This is a genomic window from Pseudomonas sp. LS1212, from assembly GCF_024741815.1.
Lineage (GTDB): Bacteria > Pseudomonadota > Gammaproteobacteria > Pseudomonadales > Pseudomonadaceae > Aquipseudomonas.
In genome coordinates, this window is sequence record NZ_CP102951.1 from 241,102 (window position 1) to 264,544 (window position 23,443).

Annotated in this window: 22 protein-coding genes; 10 read left to right on the forward strand and 12 right to left on the reverse strand. The window is 61.3% G+C overall.

Going from position 1 to position 23,443, the window contains the following annotated elements:
• Window positions 1-22 precede the first annotated feature (22 nt).
• Entirely contained in the window at window positions 23-451 is a 429-nt protein-coding gene (locus NVV94_RS01170) for a thioesterase family protein (protein ID WP_258445445.1), read from the forward strand.
• A 51-nt stretch (window positions 452-502) separates the two neighbouring features.
• On the opposite strand, the gene NVV94_RS01175 is transcribed toward NVV94_RS01170, so the two are convergent.
• From NVV94_RS01175 to NVV94_RS01190, 4 genes are all read right to left on the reverse strand, one after another.
• Window positions 503-991, reverse strand: coding sequence for a glycine zipper domain-containing protein (locus NVV94_RS01175; RefSeq protein ID WP_258445446.1), 489 nt, complete (start codon window positions 989-991; stop codon window positions 503-505).
• A gap of 259 nt (window positions 992-1,250) precedes the next feature.
• Complete coding sequence (locus tag NVV94_RS01180; RefSeq protein ID WP_258447591.1) at window positions 1,251-3,581, reverse strand: FdhF/YdeP family oxidoreductase; 2,331 nt, start codon at window positions 3,579-3,581, stop codon at window positions 1,251-1,253.
• 2 nt (window positions 3,582-3,583) lie between these two features.
• The gene (gene fdhD, locus NVV94_RS01185) at window positions 3,584-4,423 is read right to left on the reverse strand and encodes a formate dehydrogenase accessory sulfurtransferase FdhD (RefSeq protein WP_258445447.1); all 840 of its coding nucleotides are present in this window, start codon (window positions 4,421-4,423) and stop codon (window positions 3,584-3,586) included.
• A 95-nt stretch (window positions 4,424-4,518) separates the two neighbouring features.
• On the reverse strand, window positions 4,519-5,403 hold the full coding sequence (locus tag NVV94_RS01190) for a LysR family transcriptional regulator (RefSeq protein ID WP_258445448.1): 885 nt from the start codon (window positions 5,401-5,403) through the stop codon (window positions 4,519-4,521).
• A 156-nt stretch (window positions 5,404-5,559) separates the two neighbouring features.
• Between NVV94_RS01190 and lysM the strand changes: the two genes are divergently transcribed.
• A complete protein-coding gene (gene lysM / locus NVV94_RS01195) occupies window positions 5,560-6,000 on the forward strand; it encodes a peptidoglycan-binding protein LysM (protein WP_258445449.1) in 441 nt (146 codons plus the stop codon).
• A gap of 92 nt (window positions 6,001-6,092) precedes the next feature.
• On the opposite strand, the gene yrfG is transcribed toward lysM, so the two are convergent.
• The gene (gene yrfG, locus NVV94_RS01200; RefSeq protein ID WP_258445450.1) at window positions 6,093-6,755 is read right to left on the reverse strand and encodes a GMP/IMP nucleotidase; all 663 of its coding nucleotides are present in this window, start codon (window positions 6,753-6,755) and stop codon (window positions 6,093-6,095) included.
• A 91-nt stretch (window positions 6,756-6,846) separates the two neighbouring features.
• Here yrfG and nudE point away from each other — a divergent pair, with 91 nt between their 5' ends.
• Window positions 6,847-7,413, forward strand: coding sequence for an ADP compounds hydrolase NudE (gene nudE / locus NVV94_RS01205; protein ID WP_258445451.1), 567 nt, complete (start codon window positions 6,847-6,849; stop codon window positions 7,411-7,413).
• Window positions 7,410-8,252: a 3'(2'),5'-bisphosphate nucleotidase CysQ gene (gene cysQ / locus NVV94_RS01210; protein ID WP_258445452.1), complete on the forward strand. Its 843-nt coding sequence runs from the start codon at window positions 7,410-7,412 to the stop codon at window positions 8,250-8,252. The genes nudE and cysQ overlap by 4 nt, the downstream gene beginning before the upstream one ends.
• A 12-nt stretch (window positions 8,253-8,264) precedes the next feature.
• On the opposite strand, the gene NVV94_RS01215 is transcribed toward cysQ, so the two are convergent.
• From NVV94_RS01215 to rfbB, 7 genes are read right to left on the reverse strand one after another with little or no spacing between them, the layout of a single operon-like run.
• A complete protein-coding gene (locus NVV94_RS01215; protein ID WP_258445453.1) occupies window positions 8,265-8,720 on the reverse strand; it encodes a thioesterase domain-containing protein in 456 nt (151 codons plus the stop codon).
• An 18-nt stretch (window positions 8,721-8,738) separates the two neighbouring features.
• Window positions 8,739-10,151 carry a sigma-54 dependent transcriptional regulator gene (locus NVV94_RS01220; RefSeq protein WP_258445454.1) on the reverse strand — a complete coding sequence of 471 codons (1,413 nt, stop codon included), beginning with the start codon at window positions 10,149-10,151 and terminating at the stop codon, window positions 8,739-8,741.
• Window positions 10,148-11,956 carry an ATP-binding protein gene (locus NVV94_RS01225; protein ID WP_258447592.1) on the reverse strand — a complete coding sequence of 603 codons (1,809 nt, stop codon included), beginning with the start codon at window positions 11,954-11,956 and terminating at the stop codon, window positions 10,148-10,150. The genes NVV94_RS01220 and NVV94_RS01225 overlap by 4 nt, the downstream gene beginning before the upstream one ends.
• A 41-nt stretch (window positions 11,957-11,997) precedes the next feature.
• A complete protein-coding gene (gene rfbD, locus NVV94_RS01230) occupies window positions 11,998-12,873 on the reverse strand; it encodes a dTDP-4-dehydrorhamnose reductase (RefSeq protein WP_258445455.1) in 876 nt (291 codons plus the stop codon).
• The gene (gene rfbC, locus NVV94_RS01235) at window positions 12,870-13,415 is read right to left on the reverse strand and encodes a dTDP-4-dehydrorhamnose 3,5-epimerase (RefSeq protein WP_258445456.1); all 546 of its coding nucleotides are present in this window, start codon (window positions 13,413-13,415) and stop codon (window positions 12,870-12,872) included. Before rfbC ends, rfbD begins: the two co-directional genes overlap by 4 nt.
• On the reverse strand, window positions 13,412-14,287 hold the full coding sequence (gene rfbA, locus NVV94_RS01240; RefSeq protein WP_258445457.1) for a glucose-1-phosphate thymidylyltransferase RfbA: 876 nt from the start codon (window positions 14,285-14,287) through the stop codon (window positions 13,412-13,414). Before rfbA ends, rfbC begins: the two co-directional genes overlap by 4 nt.
• Entirely contained in the window at window positions 14,284-15,366 is a 1,083-nt protein-coding gene (rfbB, locus tag NVV94_RS01245) for a dTDP-glucose 4,6-dehydratase (protein WP_258445458.1), read from the reverse strand. The genes rfbA and rfbB overlap by 4 nt, the downstream gene beginning before the upstream one ends.
• Window positions 15,367-15,614: 248 nt before the next feature.
• On the opposite strand from rfbB, the gene NVV94_RS01250 reads away from it, so the two are divergent.
• The 6 genes from NVV94_RS01250 (at window position 15,615) to NVV94_RS01275 (ending at window position 23,261) form a co-directional block, all read left to right on the forward strand.
• A complete protein-coding gene (locus NVV94_RS01250; protein ID WP_258445459.1) occupies window positions 15,615-18,524 on the forward strand; it encodes an aminotransferase in 2,910 nt (969 codons plus the stop codon).
• A gap of 205 nt (window positions 18,525-18,729) precedes the next feature.
• Complete coding sequence (gene aguB / locus NVV94_RS01255) at window positions 18,730-19,608, forward strand: N-carbamoylputrescine amidase (protein ID WP_258445460.1); 879 nt, start codon at window positions 18,730-18,732, stop codon at window positions 19,606-19,608.
• Window positions 19,609-19,698: 90 nt separating this feature from the next.
• A complete protein-coding gene (aguA, locus tag NVV94_RS01260) occupies window positions 19,699-20,805 on the forward strand; it encodes an agmatine deiminase (protein ID WP_258445461.1) in 1,107 nt (368 codons plus the stop codon).
• Window positions 20,806-20,993: 188 nt separating this feature from the next.
• The gene (locus tag NVV94_RS01265) at window positions 20,994-21,194 is read left to right on the forward strand and encodes a hypothetical protein (protein ID WP_258445462.1); all 201 of its coding nucleotides are present in this window, start codon (window positions 20,994-20,996) and stop codon (window positions 21,192-21,194) included.
• 200 nt (window positions 21,195-21,394) lie between these two features.
• A protein-coding gene (locus NVV94_RS01270) for an IS3 family transposase (RefSeq protein WP_258443255.1) occupies window positions 21,395-22,557 on the forward strand; the annotation gives its coding sequence in 2 pieces (ribosomal slippage) (window positions 21,395-21,650 and window positions 21,650-22,557; 1,164 coding nt in all).
• 488 nt (window positions 22,558-23,045) lie between these two features.
• Entirely contained in the window at window positions 23,046-23,261 is a 216-nt protein-coding gene (locus NVV94_RS01275) for a 4-oxalocrotonate tautomerase family protein (protein WP_258445463.1), read from the forward strand.
• Window positions 23,262-23,443 lie beyond the last annotated feature (182 nt).

Genomic DNA, 23,443 nt, shown 5'->3' on the forward strand with positions numbered 1-23,443 from the left:
CTATCCAAACGGGAAACCATCCATGACCGACCGCATGCCGCAACGTGCCGATTACCGCCACTTCCAGCCGATACTGACGCGTTGGCACGACAACGATGTGTACGGTCATGTGAACAATGTCACTTACTACAGTTTCTTTGACACGGCCGTGAACACCTACCTGATCGAGAAGGGCGGGTTGGATATCCATGACGGTGAAGTGGTGGGTTTCGTAGTGAGTTCGGCCTGTGATTACTTTGCTTCGATCGCTTTTCCGGAGCGGATCGAGATCGGCCTGCGGGTCGGCAAGCTGGGCAACAGTTCGGTGCAGTACGAATTGGCGGTGTTCAAGGCGGGCGAAGACGATGCCTGTGCGGCAGGGCGTTTCGTGCATGTGTTCGTGGATCGGGCGAGTAATCAGCCTGTGCCGATTCCTGCGGGGTTGCGCGGGGCGCTGGAGGCGTTGGTCTAGCTGGCCGCGAAGGTTGCGGCCAGCCCTTCCAATGGGCGCATAACGGAGGGTTTAATCGTCGTCGTGCCAGTGTTTCTTGTGCTTGCGATGACCATAATGGTGGCCACGGTCATGGCGATAGTAGCGGCGATCATCGTAGCCGCGACGGTAGCGGCGATCGTCACGGCGATCTTCATCGTCGGCTTCTCTGCCCATGTAGTTACCCAGGGCACCGCCTGCGCCACCACCGGCTGCGGCGCCGATCAGGCTACCGGACGTGCCGCCCATTTTACGGCCGACCACGTTACCGCCGGCTGCGCCCAGTGCGCCGCCAATGGCCGCTTCGCCACGGCTGCGTTTGTTGGCACCGACCGCACCACCGGCCGCGCCACCGAGGCCTGCACCAATTGCCGAGCCGGTGCTGCCACCGATCGACTGGCCGACCACTGAGCCCAATACTCCGCCCAATGCGCCGCCTATACCTGCTTCGGTAGTGCCGCCCGCCGACGCAACGCCGCTGAGCAGGCCAAGGGACAACAAGAGAATCGAGGAGTACTTCATATAGAAAGCCTCAAAGGGATGACGAGGCGATCCTGAGGCTCTGGATGGGGGCTGACAATTGAAATCCGACGAGTAACACGACTTGAACACATTTCGCTAAATTGCTGTTTTTTCGGTGAAACTTTCTCGATTTTCGCCGGTCCTACGCTACTTGAGACAGGCCTTTTCAGTGATGAAAAGGCCTTTTTCATGGGCGTTTTCCGGCTTCTGGCTACGGTACGCGCTTTGCGCCCCATAGCCAACCCAAGCCCTCGATACGCTAAACGATTCGCCCAGTTTCGCTCGCCGCTTCCAGGCGAATGGCGACAAACTTCGAAGTCGGCGTATGACTGCCGTCACCGACGCTTTCCAAGGGCACAAGCGGATTCACTTCCGGGTAGTAAGCGGCCGCTTGCCCGGCGGGGATGTCGAAGGCGAGCAGGGTGAAGCCCTTCACCCGACGTTCGCGTCCATCGCCCCAGATCGACACGATGTCGGCCTTCTGGCCCGGCTTGAACCCCAGACGGATGATGTCGGCTTCGTTTACGAACAGAACGTCACGTTGCCCCTTGACCCCACGATAGCGGTCATCGAGGCCATAGATGGTGGTGTTGTACTGATCGTGGGAACGCATCGACTGCATGATCAGGTCCGGTATTTGCCCGGTGGCACGGACGCTCTCGTGAACCAGGTCGGCCGGCAAGGCGTTGGGCCTGAAGTTGGCCAGGCCGCTATCGGTGTTCCAGTGTCTCTCGGCGGCGCTGTTGCCCAGATAGAAGCCGCCGGGGTTTTCCAGGCGCTGGTTGAAGTCCTTGAAGCCGGGGATGGTGTCGGCGATCAGCTCGCGGATACGCCGGTAGTCGGCGATCAGCCAGTTCCAGTCCACGGGCTGGGTACCCAGGGTTGCGGCGGCAATCCCGGCGACCACTGCCGGCTCCGAACGCATCTGTGCTGACAGCGGCTGCAACTGGCCGTTGGAGGCGTGAACCATGCTGAAGGAGTCCTCCACGGTCACCGCTTGTGGGCCTTCGACTTGCAAGTCGATATCGGTGCGCCCCAGGCAAGGGAGGATCAGTGCTTCCTTGCCGTGAATCAGATGGCTGCGATTGAGTTTGGTGCTGATCTGAACGGTCAGGTCGCAGTTGCGCAGGGCCTGGGCAGTGCGTGTGCTGTCGGGTGTCGCCTGGACAAAGTTGCCGCCCAGCCCGATGAAGACCTTGGCCTGGCCCTTGAGCATGGCGTGGATGGCTTCGACGGTGTTATGGCCGTTATGGCGCGGCACGTTGAATTTGAAGCGTTTCTCGAGGGCGTCGAGCAGTGCCGCCGGCGGGCGTTCGTTGATGCCCATGGTGCGATCGCCCTGCACGTTGCTGTGGCCGCGCACCGGGCACAGGCCGGCACCAGGCACGCCGAGGTTGCCGCGCAACAGCATCAGGTTGGCGACTTCATGGATGGTCGGTACCGAATGACGGTGCTGGGTGATGCCCATGGCCCAGCACATGATGACCTTCTCGGCCGAGCGGTATATCTGCGCAGCCTGCTCGATGTGGATCAGGCTCAACCCGGACTGCTGGACAATCTGCACCCACGGGGTGTTGTCGACGGCGTCCAGGTACGCCTGAATGCCGCTGGTGTGTTGCTGGAGGAACTCATGGTCGAACACCGGCGGGGTGTTGTTGGCCTGGGCTTCGCGTTCCCATTGCAGCAGGAACTTGGCCATGCCGCGCATCAAGGCCATATCGCCACCCAGCGCCGGGCGCAGGTAGGCGGTATTGGTCGGGCGGTCGCCGTTGGTGAGCATCTCCAAGGGGTGTTGGGGGTGCTGGAAGCGCTCCAGGCCACGTTCCTTCAAGGGGTTGACGCAAACCACCTGGGCGCCGCGCTTGACTGCCTCGCGCAGCGGTTCAAGCATGCGTGGATGGTTGGTGCCAGGGTTCTGGCCCCAGACGAAGATCGCGTCGGCATGTTCGAAGTCGTCGAAGGTGACCGTGCCTTTGCCGACCCCCACGCTTTGCGCCATGGCCACGCCGCTGGCCTCGTGACACATGTTCGAGCAGTCCGGGAAATTATTGGTGCCATAGGCGCGTACGAACAGCTGGTAAAGGTAGGCCGCTTCGTTGCTTGCCCGGCCTGAGGTGTAGAACTCGGCCTGGTCGGGGCTCTCCAGGTTCAGCAGGTGCCTGGCGATCAGATTGAATGCGGCATCCCAGCTGATGGGCTGGTAGCGGTCGCTGGCAGGGTCGTAGACCATCGGGTCGGTCAGGCGGCCCTGGTATTCGAGCCAGTAATCGCTTTGCTCAAGCAGCGCGCTGACGCTGTGTTTGGCGAAGAAGGCCGGATCGACGCGACGCTTGGTGGCTTCCCAGTTGACTGCCTTGGCGCCGTTTTCGCAGAACTTGACCATGCCGCTTTCCGGCGAATCACCCCAGGCGCAGCCAGGGCAGTCGAAACCACCGTTCTGGTTGGTCTTGAGCAGGGTCCGAATATTCTTCAGGGCATTGTCGCTGCCGAGCCAGGCCTGGGCCACGCTGCGCAGGGCGCCCCAGCCACCGGCCGCACCATGGTAGGGCTTGTAGCGAGGGGTAGGGGTCTGATCGGCTTGATGATGCATGCTCACGCTGTACTCTCCGTCGCTGGGCTGTAGACCCGCGGCGCACTGTGTTGCGGCAGGTGAATGAGGTTGAGGTTGTGCTGGCGAGCCCATTGAAGGGCAAGGCCTGTGGGTGAAGACAGACTGACCAGGGTCTGGATGCCGGCGCGCAGCACTTTCTGGATCAGCTCCAGGCTGCAGCGGCTGGTGACGATGGCAATGCCACCGGCCAGTGGAATTTGCTGGCGGATCAGGGCACCGATCAGCTTGTCCAGGGCGTTGTGCCGGCCGATGTCTTCTCGGCCCAGCAACAATTGGCCCCGGTCGTTCATGAATAGCGCCGCGTGTACCGCGCCACAGTGCTGTCCCAGTGGCTGGAAGGCGCCGATGCGCTGGCGCAAGCCTTCGAGCCATTGCGCCGCAGGCAAGGGCGCGCCGGGCAGTACCGCAAGCTCGGGCAACGCCTGCTCCACCGCTTCGACCCCGCACAACCCGCACCCGCTGGTGCCGGTCAGGTGTCGACGCTGGGTCTTGAGGTTCCAGAAGGCGCGGCTGGCGATTTCCACGTCAGCGTACAAGGCCGAGCCTTGGCCGCTGAATTTGACGTCATAGATTTCATCCGCCGAGGCGATGATGCCGCTGCCGATACTGAAACCGACGATAAAGTCTTCAAGGTCGGTAGGGCTGACCAGCATCACGGCCTGGCTGATGCCGTTATAGGCAATCGCCAGGGCGACTTCTTCAGCCAGTGCGGCATTGCTCGAGCTTTCATGCTCGAGGTTGCTGTAGCAGTAGCTCTGGCTGGCGGCAGGTGCAGTGGTCGACGGCGCAGGCGCCGCGCAGGTCGGGCGCTTGGAGTTCATGAGGTAATACCGGCAGGGCATTCAGTCTTAAGCCTAGGCCTGCCGGGGGGGTATCGTCTAATTGCTAGTACTGATGCCTTGATAGATGGCGTCGATCAAGCATTGGGGGGCTGTTGATACAGGGCAAAGCAGGCTTCGGCCAGGGCAGAGCGGGGCGCGCTGCGACGCATGATCAGGCCCAGCGGGGCGAGGGTGCTGGCGTGTTCGATCGGCTGCAGGCGCAGGTGCTCGGTCAATGCTTCCAGGCCTCCCTCCAGCGGCATGATCGCGCAGCACAGGCCGTCGTGTACGGCTTGCACCAATTGATGAACGGCATCGGTCTGCAGCAAGGGCTGTGGGTTCAGCCCGCGACTGTGGAAGTTGTGATCGATGGATTGGCGAAAGTGCATGCCGCTGGTGAGCAAGCCCAACGGCAGTTCGATCAAGGCCTCCCAGCTCAGCGCCTGCTCGCCAAAGTCGAAGTGGCGCTGGTCGAAAAGCAGGCCCATGCGGGTTTCGCTGAGGGTCAGGGATTCGAAACGTTCGGTGTCCAGCCGTTCCAGGTAGGAGACGCCGATATCCAGGCGATTGCTGATCAGTTGCTCGAGGATCTGCTCGGAGCTCAGCGAGCTCAATTCGAAACGCAGGTTGGGGTGTTGCTGATGCAGGCGTTGCAGCAGTGGCAAGGGGTCGAAACTCGACAGCGGGACAACGCCCAGGCGCAGTGTGCCGACCAGGTGCCCGCGACAGGCAGCAGCCTCCGCATGCAGGCCGTCATAGGCCGCCAGCACTGAGCGGGCCCAGGCCAGCACACGTTCTCCCGGTGCGGTGAAGCCCTCGAAACGTTGCCCACGATTGACCAGGGGCAATTCGAGTTCTTCTTCCAGGTTGCGCAGGCGCATCGACAGGGTCGGCTGGGTAACATGGCAGCGCGTGGCCGCGCGGCCGAAATGCCGGGTCTCGTCCAGGGCGATGAGGAATTTCAGTTGTTTGATGTCCATCTTCGCTCCGGGTGGCTGGGCTGGGCTGGGCTGGGGATGGATTCTAGCGTGCCTGCCGGTTGCGCGGGGAACGCGTCGTTGGTCGGAAGGGAGGAGGAGCGCGCACGGCTTGCCTAGACTTTTGGCTCCGGATACCGATAACCAAGGAGAGTGGGTATGAGTCTTTTAAGTTTTGTGAAAGAAGCAGGCGAAAAACTCATTGATTTGCTGACGCCGGGCAATGCCAATGCCAGTGAGCAACTCAAGGATCATATAGCCAAGGTCGGGCTGGGTAATCCGAGCGTCAAGGCGACGGTTGATGGTGACAAGGTCACGGTAACCGGCGAGGTCGGCAGCCAGGAAGAAAAGGAAAAAATCGTGTTGGCGGTGGGCAACATCGCAGGCGTGGGCAGTGTCGATGACCAGATCACCGTGAATGGCCCGGCTGTGGCTGCTGCGCGTTTCGCCACGGTGAAAAAGGGCGATACCTTGAGTGCCATCGCCAAAAATGAATATGGCGACGCCAACAAGTACAACAAGATTTTCGAGGCCAACAAGCCGATGCTTTCGCATCCGGACAAGATTTATCCGGGGCAGGTTTTGCGTATTCCGGAGTAACAGGCCTTCGGCCATCGCTGGCAAGCCAGCTCCCACAAGGTCCACACCGGCCTTTGTGGGTGCTGGCTTGCCCGCGATGAGGCCATCACAGTCTACAACCCTTCAAGCAAGCTCCGATAATCCTCCAGCGCCTCGAACTCCTGCGTATCCTTCGGCCCCGCGCGGCTGTCCGGCTCCCGCACGGCCAGCAGGTGCCCAACGCCAAAGTCGCGGGCACTGCGCAGGATCGACAAGGTATCGTCGATAAACAGGCTGCGAGCGGGCTCGAAACCGATATCGTCTTTCAACGCGCTCCAGAACTGTGGGCTTTCCTTGGGGAACCCATAATCATGCGAGCTGATCAAGCGCTCGAAATACGGCGCCAGTTCGACGCGTTCCAGTTTCAGCGAAAGTGAATCACGGTGGGCGTTGGTGATCAGGATTACCCGCTTGCCGGCCTGCTTGATCGCGGCCAGGAAAGTGTCGGCGTCCGGACGCAAGGCAATCAGGTCGGCCGTCTCCAGTTTTAACTCACGAACCGACAACTTGAGTTCCGCACTCCAGAAATCCAGGCAGTACCAGCTCAGTTTGCCGGCATTTTTTTCGAACAGTGGCTGCAATTCCATCTCGGCCATCGCCCGGCTGATGCCGTGCAACTCGGCGTAGCGCTGGGGCAAGTGCTCCAGCCAGAAATGGTTGTCGTAGTGCAGGTCGAGCAAGGTCCCGTCCATATCCAGTAGGACGGTGTCGATATCGCGCCAGGCTATGGAGGGCATACGAAAGATTCTCAGGCAGTAATGGAGCAACAGTGGCCAGTGCAAGGGTAAGCCACGGTATAGTAACCCGTTCACGCCAAGGAGCCGCCCCATGCGCCAGAAACCAACCGTCCTCGCTCGCGAGATTGTCGCCAGCAGTCGTCTATTTCGCGTCGAAGAGGTGCAGTTGCGCTTCTCCAACGGAACCGAGCGCACCTATGAGCGCCTGGTAGGACGTGGGGCCGGGTATGGTGCGGTGATGATCGTGGCCATGATCGACGCCGAACATGCGCTGTTGATTGAAGAGTATTGCGGTGGCACCGATGAATACGAGCTGTCCTTGCCCAAGGGCCTGATCGAACCGGGCGAGGATGTGTTGGCGGCGGCCAACCGTGAACTGAAGGAGGAAGCCGGCTTCGGCGCCCGACAACTGGAGCACCTGACCGAGCTGTCGCTGTCGCCGGGTTACATGAGCCAGAAGATCCAGGTGGTGCTTGCGACCGACCTGTACGAGGAACGCCTGGAAGGCGACGAGCCGGAGCCGATGCGTGTCGATCGGGTCAATCTGCGCGAGCTGGCGGCCTTGGCACAGCACCCGCAGTTTTCCGAGGGGCGTGCCCTGGCGGCGCTGTACCTGGCCCGGGACCTGCTGGCTCAACGTGGGGGGTTCAGCGCATGAGTGAGACCGTTGAGGCCCTGGCCCATCCTTTATTGCCAGGCGTGATCGAACTCGCACGCCGTGCCGGTGAAGCGATCCTGCCGTTCTGGCGTGCCGATGTGGCGGTCGTTGCCAAGGCTGACGAGTCACCGGTCACGGCGGCGGACCTGGCGGCCCATCATGTGATCGTGGCGGGCCTCAAAGCCCTTGATTCGAGCATCCCGATTCTGTCCGAAGAGGATTGCGCTATCAGCCTGAGCGAGCGCCAGGGCTGGCAGCGCTGGTGGCTTGTCGACCCGCTCGACGGCACCAAGGAGTTCATTGCCGGCAGCGAAGAGTTCACCGTGAACATCGCCTTGATCGAGCAGGGGCGAGTAGTTTTCGGCGTAGTCGCGATGCCGACAAATGGCCGCTGTTACTTCGGTGGGTCCGGGCTGGGTTCCTGGCGTGCCGAAGCGGCTGGCCAGGCGCTGCCCATCCATGTGCGGGCTGCGCCTGCAGCGGGCGAAGCCTTTACCGTGGTCGCTAGCCGACGTCATTCAAGCCCCGAGCAGGAACAATTGCTGGCGGGCTTGAGCGCAGGGCTGGGCGAGCTGAAACTGGCCAATATCGGCAGTTCGCTGAAGTTCTGTCTGCTGGCCGAAGGTTCGGCCGATTGCTACCCGCGCCTGGCGCCGACGTCGCAATGGGACACCGCTGCGGCCCAGGGCGTGCTCGAAGGGGCCGGCGGCGAGGTGCTGGAGGTCAACGGGCAGCCGTTCCGTTACCCGCCGCGTGAATCGCTGCTCAATCCTTTCTTCCTGGCACTGCCGGCGGCAGCGCCCTGGCGTGAAGCGCTGCTGGCACTGGCCCGCAAGTGAAGACCGCCAGGTTCAGCGGTGCAGCACGTACTGCCCGCTGAACCGCACCGCATCCTCGTCACTGTCGATATTGGTCACCCGCGTCTGCAAGTTCAGGCGTGCCCGGCCATAGCGCTCATAGGTGGCGAGAAACCTGCGCCAGACCTTCTCGTCGGGCGCGTCGCACAGGGCAATGGCATCGCCGGTAACCGGTAGCGGATAGCTGATCTGCCCTTCCTGAATGACAATGTGCCCGTCCGTGATCGCCGCTTCGCGCAGGCGCAGGTGCAACCACCCCCAGCCCGCCAGAACCGCCATGCAGTAAAGGCTGCCACCGAACATGGTGCTCTTGTGATTAACGTTGGCTGCCAGCGGCAGTTGCAGGCGCAATTGGTGGTCTTGCCAGCTCAGCACCTTGAGGCCCATCTCCCGGGTGAGGGGAATGTCGCTGTGGAGGATCGACTCCAGATGGCGACCGTCGCGATTCATGCACACACCTCCAGTGATTTATTCAAGGTCTTCACCTGCGCTGCTGCTGCCGCCATCGGCGAAACTCAGGCCGTGTTTTCGCAGTTTATCGTGGAGTGTCTTGCGCGGTATGCCCAGTGCTTCGGCGAGGCTGCGCAGCGAGCTGTGCGAGCGGGCAAGTTCAGCTGCGATCAGTGTGCGCTCAAAGCTTTCCACTTGCTCGCTCAGGCCACCCATGCCGCTCGGCAGCTCAGTTGCCGGTGCCTGTGCCTGGCCCGAGGCCTGGTCGTCGAGTGCCAGCTCCAGGCCCAGGGCGAATCGCTCTGCGGCATTCTGCAGTTCGCGCACGTTGCCCGGCCAGGCATGGCGCAGCAACATGGCCCGCTGGGCCGGTTGCAGCTCGTGGCTCGGCAGGCCGTGGCGCTCGCTGGCCCCATCGGCGAAATGCTGGAACAGCACCAGGATGTCGTCGCCACGTTCTCTGAGTGGCGGGATGCGCAGGGGCGCGACATTGAGGCGGTAATACAGGTCAGCGCGAAAGCGTCCCTGATCGGCGGCCTGGCGCAAATCTTCCTTGGTGGCGGCAATGATGCGGATATCCAGCGCAATCTGCTGATTGCCGCCCAGGCGCTCGACCACCCGCTCTTGCAGCAAACGCAGCAGCTTGACCTGAACGTCCATGCTCATGCTCTCGATTTCATCGAGAAACAGCGTGCCGCCGTTGGCGAACTCGAATTTGCCGATGCGGCGTTTCTGCGCGCCGGTAAAGGCCCCCGGCTCATGGCCGAACAGTTCGCTCTCGACGACCGACTCGGCCAGGGCGCCGGCGTTGATGGCAACGAAGGGGCCGTTGCGTCGTGCCGACAGGTCGTGCAGGGCGCGGGCCACCACTTCCTTGCCGGCGCCGGTTTCGCCAAGGATGAGCACGTCGGCCTTGGTCGCGGCCAGTGCGCCGATCTGCTCGCGCAGCCGCAGCATGGGCGCAGACTGCCCAACCAGCCGGGCGCTCAGCTCCTGGCGATCGCTCAGGGCCAGGCGCAGGCTGCGGTTGTCCAGGATCAGCCGCCTGAGCGACAGGGCCCGGCGCACGCTATCGAGCAAGGCGTCGCTGGCAAAGGGTTTCTCGAGAAAGTCGTAGGCACCGGCGCGCATGGCCTGGACTGCCAGCGGTACATCGCCATGGCCGGTTATCAGCAGCACCGGAAGCTCCGGATCCTGGCCGTGCAATTGTTCGAGCAGCTGCAGGCCGTCGATGCCCGGCATGCGGATATCGCTGACCACGACCCCCGGCCAGTCGCGTTCGATGCGCGTAGCCAGGCCCTGCGCCTGGGCCAGCGTCAGGACTTTCAGCCCGGCCAGGTCCAGGGTCTGGCTCAGTGCCTGGCGCAGATGCGGGTCGTCGTCGATCAGCACGACCTGAATCTTGCTGTCGATGGCGTGGTCCGTAGTCATGCGGTTGGATCCTCTGGCGGTTGAAGGTTGGCCCCCGGCGTTGCGGCGAGCAGGTGCAAGGTGAGCAGGGCGCCACCCTTGGGGTGGTTGGCCAGGATCAGTTCACCGCCCAGGGCACGCATCAAGGTATCGCAGATTGCCAGCCCCAGGCCAAGGCCCTGGGTGCGGGTCTTGGTCGTGAAAAACGGTTCGCGGGCCCGGTTCAAGGCTTCGCTGGTAAAACCGGGGCCGTTGTCGCGTATGTACAGGTTGACGCCATCGCCGACGCGCTCGACACTCAGCCAGAGTGTACGGGGCGTGGCCTTCTCGGTCAGGGCATCGAGGGCATTGGCCAACAGGTTGCCCAGGACCTGGCGCAGCCGTGTTTCCCCGGCCTGAACCCAGAGGGTCGCATCCGGCATATCGCGCACCAGTTCGACGGCCATGGCTCGACGCCGCTGGGACAGCAGTGCCAGGGCATCCTCGAGGGCCGGTTGCAAGGCGACACTCTCCGGCGCATGCCGGTCGCGGCGAGCAAAGGCGCGCAGGTGGGCGATGATCGAGGCCATGCGCCCGGTCAACTCGCCGATCAGCTTGAGGTTGCCGCGAGCGTCTTCCGTGCGTTGGTGGTCCAGCAGGATTTCGGCATTCTCGGCGTAGCTGCGGATGGCTGCCAGCGGCTGATTCAGTTCGTGGCTGATGCTGGCCGACATGGTCCCCAGCGCCGACAGCTTGCCAGCCTGGACCAGTTCGTCCTGGGCGCGGACCAGCTCCTGTTGCGCGTGTTCGCGTTCGAGCACTTCGGACTTGAGCCGACGGTTGAGCCCTTCCAGGTCGCTGGTGCGTTCGATCACGCGCATTTCCAGCTCCTGCCGGGTGCGCGCTTCAAAGGCAATCCGATCCAGGTAATGCCGCCGCCGCTGCATCATCAGCCCGAGCAGCAGCATCAGCACCAGCAAGGTGGCGCCGCCGACGGCGACCACGGTACGCACGGGACGGTCGATGAGGGTACGCGGGGCGAGAATACTGACGTGCCAGCCGGTCTCCGAGATGCTTTGGGTCTGGGTCAGCCAGGCATCATGGTTCAGATTCAGTGGCTGCGGGTCGCGCGTAGGGTAAGGCTGAATGGCGATGATCGCCTGGCGTTCTGCATCGGTCAGCGGCCGGGTTGCGCGAAAGCGCCACTCGGGGCGCGAGGTCAGGATCACCACGCCATTATGGTCAGTCACCAGCAGTTGTTCAGGGGTTTTGCCCCACAGCGTTTCGGTGTGGTCCAGGTCGACCTTGACCACCAGCGCCCCTATCACCTTCTCGCCATCGCGCACCGCCGCGGCAAAGAAGTAGCCGCGTTTGCCGGAGGTGGTGCCCAGGCCGAAGAAGCGTCCCAGACGGCCGGCAATGGCATCAATGAAGTAAGGGCGGAAGGTGAAGTTGCGGCTGACGAAGCTGTCTTTCTTGTTCCAGTTGGAGGCCGCGAGGGTATTGCCCTTCACATCCATGAGGTACATGACTTCCGCGCCGGTCTGGGCCGCAATGTCCTGCAGCAGGCGATTGGCATTGGTCAGCGTCTCTATCTCGAGGGGCTTGGCCAACACGGCGCGCAAGGCTGGCAGGTCACCGAGGATCTGCGGCAGCGTTTCGTAGCGGTGCAGGGTGCCGAGCAGGTTGGCGACGTAGAGGTCGAGGGTCTGGCGATTCTGCTCGATGAGCTCGTTGCGGTAGTAGCGCTCGGCCAGGTGCTGCAGTGGCCAGAGCAGCGGCGCCAGGCACAGCGCCAGTAACGCCAGGCTGCGCCAGCGGGGGCGACGGGGAACGGTTTGGGTCATGGTCATTGCAAATGCGCCGGGTTGATCCGGCGCATTATGCGCTAGGCGAGGCACTCGCGCAGGGCCTCGCGCCAGTCCGGCTGGCTGACAAGCCATTCACGCTGCAAGCGGCTGCAGTCCAGGCGTGAATTCAGCGGTCGCCTGGCCGGGGTCGGGTAGGCACTGGACGGAATCGGTTCGAGGCGGGCGCAGGGTTTGCCCTGGGCTTGCAGGTGCCGGCCGATCTCCTCGGCAAACCCGAACCACGAGGTCTCGCCCTGGGCGGTCAGGTGGTAGATCCCCCAAGCGCCGGGCTGGCCGTCGCGCCAGCGCTCGATCAGGGCGCGGGTGCTGTTGGCGATGGTTCCGGCCCAGGTCGGTGCGCCGATCTGGTCAGCGACCACGCGTAGCTCTGGCTTCTCTTGCAGCAGGCGCTGCATGGTCAACAGAAAATTGCGCCCGTGCAGGGAGTAGACCCAGCTGGTGCGCAGGATCAGGTGCTGCCCGCCGACGGCGCTGATGGCCTGTTCACCGGCCAGCTTGCTGTTGCCGTAAACGCCGAGTGGGTGGGGCTCGTCTGCCTCGGTATAGGGGCTCGGCTTGCTGCCGTCGAACACATAGTCGGTGGAGTAGTGGATCAGTGGCACGCCAAGGTCAGCAGCCTCTTGGGCGAAGATACCGGGAGCGGTCGCGTTGATGGCGAAGGCCAGTTCGGGTTCGCTTTCGGCCTGATCGACAGCGGTGTGGGCCGCGGCGTTGATGATCAGGTCCGGGCCGATGGCGCGGACCTGCTCGCGTATGCCCTCGGGGCGGCTCAGGTCGAGTCGGTCACGACCCAGGACGTGCAGTTGGCCGAGCCCCGCCAGGCGTTGCTGCAGCTCACGGGACACCTGGCCGTGTTGGCCGCTGATCAGGATTTTAAGGGGCGGCTGGTTCATGGAAACAGATCGGCCTCTTTCAGGGACTTGCCTGCTTGATCCTTGGCGGAAAGTTGTGGCGGCTCGTCGAGCTGCCAGTCGATCGCCAGCTCCGGATCATCCCAGCGGATGCAGCGTTCGGCGCTGGGCATGTAGTAATCGGTAGTCTTGTAGAGAAACTCGGCAAAGTCACTCAATACCACGAAACCATGGGCAAAACCCTCGGGCACCCAGAGCTGGCGGCGGTTCTGCGCCGATAGCCGTACACCGACCCAGCGACCGAAGGTAGGGGAGCTGCGCCGAATATCCACCGCGACATCCAGTACCTCACCGGTAGTGACCCGGACCAATTTGCCCTGCGTGTGTTCCAGCTGGTAGTGCAGGCCTCGCAACACGCCCTTCTGCGAGCGCGAGTGGTTGTCCTGGACGAATTGGGTTCGCACGCCCGTGGCCTGCTCGAAAGCGAGCGCATTGAAGCTTTCGTAAAAGAACCCGCGCTCGTCGCCGAACACCTTGGGCTCGATGATCATGACCTCGGGAATCTCGGTGGCGATGACATTCATCGGCTTTCCCCCGCCAGGGTATACAGGTATTGCCCATACCCGGTCTTGCCGAACGCCTTGGCACGTACCAACAACTGCTCGCGGTCGATCCAGTTGTTCTGGTAGGCGATTTCCTCGAGGCAGGCGACTTTCAAGCCCTGGCGATGCTCGATGGTCTGAACGTACTGGGAGGCTTCCAGCAGGCTGTCATGGGTGCCTGTGTCGAGCCAGGCAAAACCACGACCAAAGCGTTCTACGCGCAGATCACCGCGCTGCAGATAGGCGTTGTTGACATCAGTGATTTCCAGCTCTCCGCGCGGAGACGGTTTGACCTTCTTGGCAATCTCGATGACGTCGTTGTCGTAGAAGTACAGCCCGGTCACGGCATAGCTGGATTTCGGCCGAGCCGGCTTTTCTTCGATCGACAGGGCCCGGCCCTGTTCGTCGAAATCGATCACGCCGAAACGCTCCGGGTCCTTGACCCAGTAGCCGAATACGGTCGCGCCCTCGGAGTGTGCGGCTGCACGCAAAAGCTGGTCGCTGAAGTGCTGGCCATGGAAAATATTGTCGCCGAGAATCAGGCAGACTGAATCGTCCCCGATAAACTCCTCGCCAATCAAAAAGGCCTGGGCCAGGCCATCCGGCGAGGGTTGTTCGGCGTAGCTGAATTTCACGCCGAACTGGCTGCCGTCGCCCAGCAACTGGCGATACTGCGGCAGATCCTGTGGTGTCGAAATTAGCAGGATTTCGCGGATACCAGCCAGCATGAGCACCGAGATCGGGTAATAGATCATCGGTTTGTCATAGATCGGCAGAAGTTGCTTGGACACACCCAGGGTGATCGGGTGCAAGCGAGTGCCTGATCCTCCTGCCAATACAATACCTTTAGTCATGCCAATAGATCCTTTGGTTCAGTGAAACCCAGTCGCTCGCCTTGATAACTGCCGTCCTGCACCCTGCGGCACCAGTCCAGGTTATCCAGGTACCATTGCACAGTCTTGCGCAGGCCGGTTTCGAAGGTTTCTTCAGGCACCCAACCTAGTTTCCGCTCAATCTTGCTGGCGTCGATCGCATAACGCAGGTCGTGCCCCGGACGATCCTTGACGAAGGTGATCAGGTCAGCGTAATTGGCGACACCCTCCGGATGCTGCGGCGCCAGTTCTTCCAACAAGGCGCAGATGCCGCGCACCACCTCGATGTTCTTTTGCTCGTTGTGGCCACCGATGTTGTAGGTCTCGCCCACTTCGCCCTCGCTCACAACCTTGAACAGGGCACGGGCATGGTCCTCGACAAACAGCCAGTCACGCACCTGCAGGCCATCGCCATAGACCGGCAACGGCTTGCCAGCCAGTGCATTGAGGATGACCAGCGGGATCAACTTCTCGGGGAAGTGGAAGGGCCCGTAGTTGTTCGAGCAATTGGTGATCAGTACGGGCAGGCCATAGGTGCGCTGCCAGGCACGGACAAGGTGGTCGGAGGCCGCTTTACTGGCCGAGTAAGGCGAGCTGGGTGCATAAGGCGTGGCTTCTGTGAACAGGTCATCTGCGCCGTGCAGGTCGCCGTAAACCTCATCGGTAGAAATATGGTGAAAACGGAAAGCGGCGCGCCTGTCCTGCGGCAGGGCCTGCCAGTAGGCGCGGGTGGCTTCGAGCAGGCTATAGGTGCCAACGATGTTGGTCTGGATGAAATCTGAAGGGCCGTCGATCGAGCGGTCAACATGGGATTCGGCAGCCAAGTGCATGATTGCATCGGGCTCGAAGCGTGCCAGTACTTTGCTGACGGTGGCCTGATCGACGATGTCGGCCTGAACGAACTCATAGCGGGTGTTGGTCGCGATGCGAGTCAGCGATTCCAGGTTGCCTGCGTAGGTCAGTTTGTCCAGGTTGAGAATTTCGTGTTCGGTGTTGTCGATCAAGTGGCGAACCAGCGCCGAACCGATGAACCCGGCACCGCCGGTAATTAGGATTCGCATGTCGATTTGCCTTTCTTCCATAACTGACATCAAGCGGATGCAGCATAGCTTGTAGGGGGGCGCGGATCGAAGCAAGCCGATTGCGCCGAGTAACCGGATTAGCGGTGCTATGAGGAGGGCTCAAGGGCCAGACCGACGATTTTATAGTCAACTTCCGTCGCCAATCGCATATTTTCCCTTCCAAATATACTTGCTTAACGGCTTGGCCAGTGGCGATATAGCCACTAAAAAACCATCGAGGCCGTTGTATGTTGCTCTCCACGCTGATCCATCGTTGCGGTTTGCCAGGCCCTGAAGTGAGTGCCGATCAGGCGCGGATACTGCTTGAGGAACATTATGGCCGCAGCGGTTCACTGCAGTCGCTGGGCAGTCAGCAGGACCTGAACTTCCGGGTCGACAGCGACACAGGTCGGTTTGTCCTGAAAATCTGCCACGGCGACTACGCAGTGGTGGAGCTGGAGGCGCAGCATGCGGCGCTGCAGCACCTGAAAACCAAGGGCCTGCCCGTGCCAGCCGTCATCCCGGCGCAGTCCGGTGGCCAGCTGTTGTCATTGGCGGTGAACGGGCAGCCGATCCAGATGCGCCTGCTCGATTACATCGACGGCCAGTCACTCACCCATTTGAAGTACATGAGCGCCGAGCTGATGGCGGCCTTTGGGCGACTTTGCGCCGAGGTCGATCTGGCCTTGGCCGACTTCGATCACCCGGGGCTGGAGCGCACCCTGCAGTGGGACCCGCGCCACGCCCAGGCGCTGATCGATCACCTGTTGCCGGTCATTACTGATCGGCAACGCAATGCCCGGGTTGCCGATGCCGCGGTGGCGGCCGAAGGGCGCCTGCAGCCATTGCTGGCGCATCTGCCGGTGCAAGCGGTTCATCTGGATATCACCGATGACAATGCCGTCTGGCAGCGCGACGGGCAACGCCAATGGCAATTGCAGGGCATCATCGACTTCGGCGATCTGGTGCGGACCTGGCGTATTGCCGACCTGTCGGTGACCTGCGCCGCGCTGCTGCACCATACCGAGGGCGACCCGCTGCGCATCCTCCCGGCGATACAGGCGTACCACGCGGTCAATCCGCTCACGCGAGAAGAGTTGCAGGCACTCTGGCCGTTGATCGTTGCGCGGGCGGCCGTGCTGGTGCTCAGCGGCGAGCAGCAGGTCAGCATCGACCCGGGCAACAGCTACAGCCGCGACAACCTGACCCACGAATGGGAAATTTTCGATGTCGCCACCGCTGTGCCGTTCGAGTTGATGGAAGCGGCCATCCTGCGCAGCGTCGGCCAGACCCTGCCGATACTGACGCTCGAGGGTGCAGCGCCGCTGTTGCCGGAGCTGGCGGGAGAGGCGTTCGCACGGGTCGATCTGGGCGTGCTCAGCCCACTGTTCGAGGCAGGGAACTGGCAGCAGGAAGGTATCGATCAGTCGTTGCTCGATGAGCATGCCGGGGAAACCGGCCTGGCGGCTTCGCTGTATGGCCAGTACCGCCTGTCGCGCACTCGCCCGGATAGCCCGCAGGAACCAGACACCTGCGCCCTGCATGTCGAATTGCGCCTCCCCTCGGGCTCGCTGGTCCAGGCACCGTTCGCCGGGGTCTTGCAGCAAACGGCCGACGGCGCGCTTGTGCTGGCCGGCGAACAGGTCAGCTTGCGTTTGTGGGGGGTGAGAGTCGAGGTGCCGGCCGAGATGGCAGTCAGCCGGGGCCAGCATCTGGGCAGCAGCCACGGTCCGATCGTGCTGCAATTGTGCCGGGTCGCCGACCTGTTCCCTCCCTTGTTCACGACACCCTCGCGCGCTGCCGCCTGGCTGGCCTTGTGCCCCTCGCCACGGGCACTGCTCGGATTCGACTGCGATGCCGAGCCTGTGGTCGATCCGGTGGCCTTGCTCGAACGCCGCGACGCCAGCTTTGCCCGTTCGCAGAAGCACTACTACGAGACCCCGCCACATATCGAGCGTGGCTGGCGCAACCATCTGATCGATATGCAGGGTCGCTCCTACCTGGACATGCTCAACAATGTCGCGGTGCTCGGCCATGGCCATCCCCGCATGGCCGCCGAGGCTGCCCGGCAGTGGTCGCTGCTCAATACCAACTCACGCTTTCACTATGCCGCCATCGCCGAATTCTCCGAGCGCCTGCTGGAGCTGGCGCCGGACTCGATGGACCGGGTCTTTCTGGTCAACAGCGGCACCGAGGCCAATGACCTGGCAATCCGCCTGGCCTGGGCATACAGCGGTGGCCGCGACATGCTCAGCGTGCTCGAGGCCTATCACGGCTGGTCGGTGGCCACCGATGCCATTTCCACCTCGATCGCCGATAACCCCCAGGCCTTGAGCACCCGGCCGGACTGGGTGCACCCGGTGACCGCGCCCAATACCTATCGTGGCGCATTCCGCGGCAGCGACAGTACGGCGGACTACGTGCGCAGCGTCGACGAAAACCTTGCCCGCCTGGATGAGCAGAAACGTCAGGTCGCAGGTTTCATCTGCGAGCCGGTCTACGGCAACGCTGGCGGGATTGCCTTGCCGCCCGGTTACCTGCAACAGGTCTATGCCAAGGTCCGCAAGCGCGGCGGCGTTTGCATCGCCGACGAGGTCCAGGTGGGCTATGGCCGCCTGGGCGAGCACTTCTGGGGCTTCGAAGAGCAGGGCGTGGTGCCGGACATCATCACCATGGCCAAGGGCATGGGCAACGGTCAGCCGCTGGGCGCGGTCATCACTCGCCGGGAAATCGCCGAGGCGCTGGAAGCCGAGGGCTACTTCTTCTCGTCGGCTGGCGGCAGCCCGGTCAGTTGCCGGATCGGCATGGCCGTGCTCGATGTCATGGCCGAGGAAGGCCTTTGGGAAAACGCCCGGGTTGTCGGCGGGTATTTCAAGGAGCGTCTCGAAGCCTTGATCGACCAGCACCCACTGGTCGGTGCGGTGCACGGCTCGGGCTTTTATCTGGGGGTGGAGCTGATTCGCGACCGGGCCACCCTGGAGCCGGCTACCGAAGAAACCGCCGCCCTGTGCAATCGCCTGCGCGAGCTGGGGATATTCATGCAGCCGACCGGTGACTACCTGAACATCCTCAAGATCAAGCCGCCGATGTGCACCACCCGCCAGAGCGTGGACTTCTTCGTCGACAGCGTGTCAAAGGTGCTGTCAGAAGATTTGTAACGCTCGAATGGATAGCCGGTTAATTCGATTGTTATCGAGTTAACCGGCTTTTTTATGTCCTATTTTTTATGAATGACTCTTTTAAAGTCGATTTTTATCGGTTATAAATGCGTCATTGTCGAGATCGAGCTCTGAGCCGATCCGATTTTGTCATCGGTCGTCTGCCAAGGTCAGTCGGCCAAGCAATCCGTTCAGGAGGGTTTCCATGAGCCGTACCGTAACAGTCGCCGCCACCCAGATGGCTTGTTCCTGGGATCGCCAGGCCAATATCGCCAATGCCGAGAAACTGGTCCGCGAAGCGGCCGGCAAGGGCGCGCAGATCATCCTGATCCAGGAGCTCTTCGAAACCCCGTACTTCTGCCAGAAGCCGAACCCGGATTACCTGCAGCTGGCCACCCCGGTTGAAACCAACGCGGCCATCGAGCACTTCCAGACGCTGGCCAAGGAACTGCAAGTGGTACTGCCGATCAGCTTCTTCGAGCTGGCCGGGCGCGCGCGCTTCAACAGCATCGCGATTATCGACGCCGACGGCAGCAACCTCGGGATTTATCGGAAAGCGCATATTCCGGACGGCCCTGGCTACCACGAAAAGTATTACTTCAACCCGGGCGATACCGGCTTCAAGGTCTGGCAGACCCGCTACGCCAAGATCGGCGTCGGCATCTGCTGGGACCAGTGGTTCCCCGAGTGCGCCCGCAGCATGGCGCTGCAAGGCGCGGAAATCCTGTTCTACCCGACGGCCATCGGTAGCGAGCCGCACGACAAGACCATCAGCTCGCGTGACCATTGGCAGCGCGTGCAGCAAGGCCATGCCGGCGCCAACCTGATGCCGCTGGTGGCCAGCAACCGCATCGGCAATGAAGAGCAGGACGGTTACGACATCACCTTCTACGGCTCATCCTTCATCGCCAACCAGTTTGGTGAGAAGGTCCAGGAGCTCAACGAGACTGAAGAAGGCGTGCTGGTGCATACTTTCGACCTGGACAAGCTCGAGCACACCCGCAGTGCCTGGGGCACGTTCCGCGATCGCCGCCCGAACCTGTACGGCGCGCTGAAGACCCTCGACGGCTCGCTGGAGTCCTGACAACGGTGCCGGGCCATGTGCCCGGCGCTTACCGATTTCGGCAGCAGGTGGTGCAAGCGGCCTGCTGGCATGAATTACAAAGGCTTACCCATGACAACCCTGACCAGTACTCCACGCGCCGACGGTTTTCACATGCCTGCCGAGTGGGCGCCGCAAACCCAGATCTGGATGGTCTGGCCCGAGCGTCCCGACAACTGGCGTCTGGGCGGCAAGCCCGTGCAGGCGGCGCATGTTGCCCTGGCCAAGGCCATCGCCCGTTTCGAGCCGGTGACCGTGGCCGTATCGGCGGGCCAGTACGACAACGCCCGCGCTCGCCTGGATGCACCAAACATTCGTGTGGTGGAAATCAGCAATGACGACGCCTGGGTGCGCGACACGGGCCCGACGTTCGTCATCAACGATGCCGGTGAAGTCCGTGGTGTCGACTGGGGTTTCAATGCCTGGGGTGGTTTCGACGGCGGTCTGTACTTCCCCTGGAACCGCGACGAGCAATTGGCCAGCAAGGTTCTTGAGATCGAGCGTTGCCCGCGCTACCACACCGAGGGTTTCGTGCTCGAGGGCGGTTCGATTCATGTCGACGGCGAAGGCACATTGATCACCACCGAAGAGTGCCTGCTCAATCGTAACCGCAACCCGCACCTGTCGCGTGAGGAAATCGAAGCGGTGCTCGGCGAGCATCTGGCGGTGGACAAGATCATCTGGCTGCCGGACGGCCTGTTCAACGATGAAACCGACGGCCATGTGGATAACTTCTGTTGTTACGTGCGCCCGGGTGAAGTGTTACTGGCCTGGACGGATGATCCGCAAGACCCCAACTACGCTCGCTGCCACGCGGCACTGAACGTATTGGAAAGCAGCAAAGACGCCAAAGGCCGGACTTTTGTGGTGCATAAAATGCCAATTCCCGGCCCGCTCCATGCGACCGAGGAAGAGTGCGCGGGCGTCGATCCGGTGGTCGGGACCCAGGAGCGCAACCCATCGGTGCGCCTGGCCGGTTCCTACGTCAACTTCCTGATCGTCAACGGCGGCATCATCGCGCCGAGCTTCGACGACCCTCTGGATGCGCAGGCTAGAGAGGTTCTGCAGCAGTTGTTCCCGCAACATGAAGTAGTCATGGTACCGGGGCGGGAGTTGTTGTTGGGCGGTGGCAATATTCACTGCCTGACACAGCAGCAGCCGGCACCGGCCAAGCGCTGACAAGAAGCGACACTAAAAGCCCGTTTCCAACGGGCTTTTTTGTACCTGCATGACAGCCGGTTCACCCTTGTGGCACAGCTCTTGTATTCAGTTGAAACCGATTCTCAAGTTAACGGGACAGTGCAGTACTGTCATACAACTTGGGTAACGTACACAGCTCACGATCAGTGGGGGGAGAGAGAGTCAACATGAATGCAGTCAGTGAGCTGGCTTCGCACCCATCAGCAGTGAATCGCGATTCGCTTCAGGTTCTGGCGCAGTGGTTGAAGAATAATGGAACAGACCGGGTCAGGAAGACCGATCCTCGTCGAGCCCTCATCGAGCGGTATCCGGCGGGTTTGATCAGCGACGCGGAGCTTGATGCTCTGCTCGGGGTCTGGCACGGCTAAGGCAAGTAACGAAAAAGAAGAAAGAAGAAAAAACAAAAGGGAGCCATCGCATTCATGCCATGGCGCTCTTTTTTTTTGGATAGGTTTTTAGATCACGATCCTCACTGCGTGTTTCGAACAATGCGCATGCTTACAATGTAGTGGTCTAATGAAACCGGACACCCATTTAGGCGAGAATGCTCGCCAGATCGAGGTGTCAAATGACCAAACAACGCCGTTCCTTTTCCGCTGAATTCAAACGCGAGGCTGCCGACCTCGTGCTCAAGCAAAACTACAGCTACATCGAAGCCAGTCGTTCACTCGGCGTCGGCGAGTCGGCACTACGCCGCTGGGTTGAGCAGGTTCAGAAGGAGCGCCAAGGTGTCACCCCGCTAAGCAAAGCGCTGACCCCGGAGCAGCAGAAAATCCAGGAACTGGAAGTCCGGATCGCCCGCCTTGAACGGGAAAAATCGATACTAAAAAAGGCTACCGCGCTCTTGATGTCGGAAGATCACGAGCGTACGCGCTGATCAATCAGCTTAGCGTCCACGAGCCGATTGATTGGCTGTGCAAAGTGTTTGAAGTCACCCGCTCGTGTTACTACGCCCAGCGTCTCAGGCGCCGGACTCCTGATATTGAGCGGCTTCGGCTGCGCAGTCGGGTCAATGAACTGTTCACAGAAAGTCGTAGTGCTGCGGGCAGCCGCAGCATCTTGTCGATCATGCGTGAAGACGGCGAGCAACTGGGGCGATTTAAGGTACGCAGCTTGATGCGTGAGCTTGACCTCGTGAGCAAACAGCCAGGTTCTCATGCCTATAAACGAGCGACGGTCGAACGGTTGGATATCCCGAACATCTTGAATCGGGAGTTCGATGTCTCGGCCCCCAACCAAGTGTGGTGCGGCGACATCACCTACATTTGGGCCCAAGGGAAATGGCATTATCTGGCTGTTGTGCTAGATCTTTGCGCGCGCCGGATAGTGGGTTGGGCATTGTCGGAAAAGCCGGACGCCGAGCTGGTTATCAAGGCACTGGATATGGCCTATGAGCAACGAGGAAGACCTCAGGGCCTGCTGTTTCACTCGGATCAAGGGTCGCAGTATGGGAGTCGTTTATTTCGCCAGCGGCTGTGGCGTTATCGCATGCGCCAGAGCATGAGCCGCCGGGGTAATTGCTGGGACAATGCGCCGATGGAGCGTGTGTTTCGCAGCGTGAAAACTGAATGGATACCGACCATGGGCTACCGAACTGCTCAAGAAGCCCAGCGCGATATCAGCCATTTCTTGATGCATCGGTACAACTGGATTCGCCCCCATCAATTCAACGGTGGGCTGGCGCCAGCTCAGGCCGAAGAAAAACTTAACGTCGTGTCCGGGATTAGTTGACCACTACACAACGAAGATGGGAATGAGCTTCGCGTGTTTGTTGAGTATCCGATCAGTATCTTCTGATGGGGGCTGCGGCCTATTCTGATGGAAGGGGCCGTAGTTAGACATGACGGCTTCGCCCCCCTGATGTAGATATCGTCCTGCCCTTCACCGGGCAAGCGCTATCTTTGGGGCAAATGCGGATCTTGTAGCCGCTGCCGAAGGCTGCGCTCGCGTGCGAAGCGCGCGCAAGATCTCAAGATCGCCGGGAGCCCCTGCGGGACTCCAGCGCAGCCTGACGGCAGCGGCTACAAGTTTGCGTCCGGCGTTAAGTCCTGGATCTTCGCTTGTTGGGGGTATCCGAAGCGACGGTATCCCACCCAAACTTATTACACCACATCACAAATGATGTTCCCGCGCCCGTCTTTATCTCTCCAAAACAACGTCCTACATTGACCTCTACTTGCCTACCCATCATGTCGAAGGGAGGTCACAGGAGAGATGTCATGCCTTTTGTCAGCGTGCGCATTACCCGCGATGGCGTTACCTCGGAGCAAAAAGCTCAGGTGATCGCTGAAATCACTGAAACCCTGGAACGCGTCCTCAACAAACGCCCGGATTTGACCCACATCGTGATCGAAGAAGTCGACACCGATAACTGGGGGTATGCCGGGATGACCACCACCAAGTACCGAAAACAACTTGCGGAGGATCAGTTGTGACTGGCATCTGGGAACAATGACCTCTGAAAAGTGGATAGGGCCAAAGGAGTCGTAGTGATTGATCTGAACTAAATCACGACGCTCCCTGATCTACCGTCCATGTGCTGAAAGCTGCGCTTTCGCCCGTTGGAAGACTCACCCGGACAAGGTACCGACACGACGGACCGCTCCTAAGGAGGGTC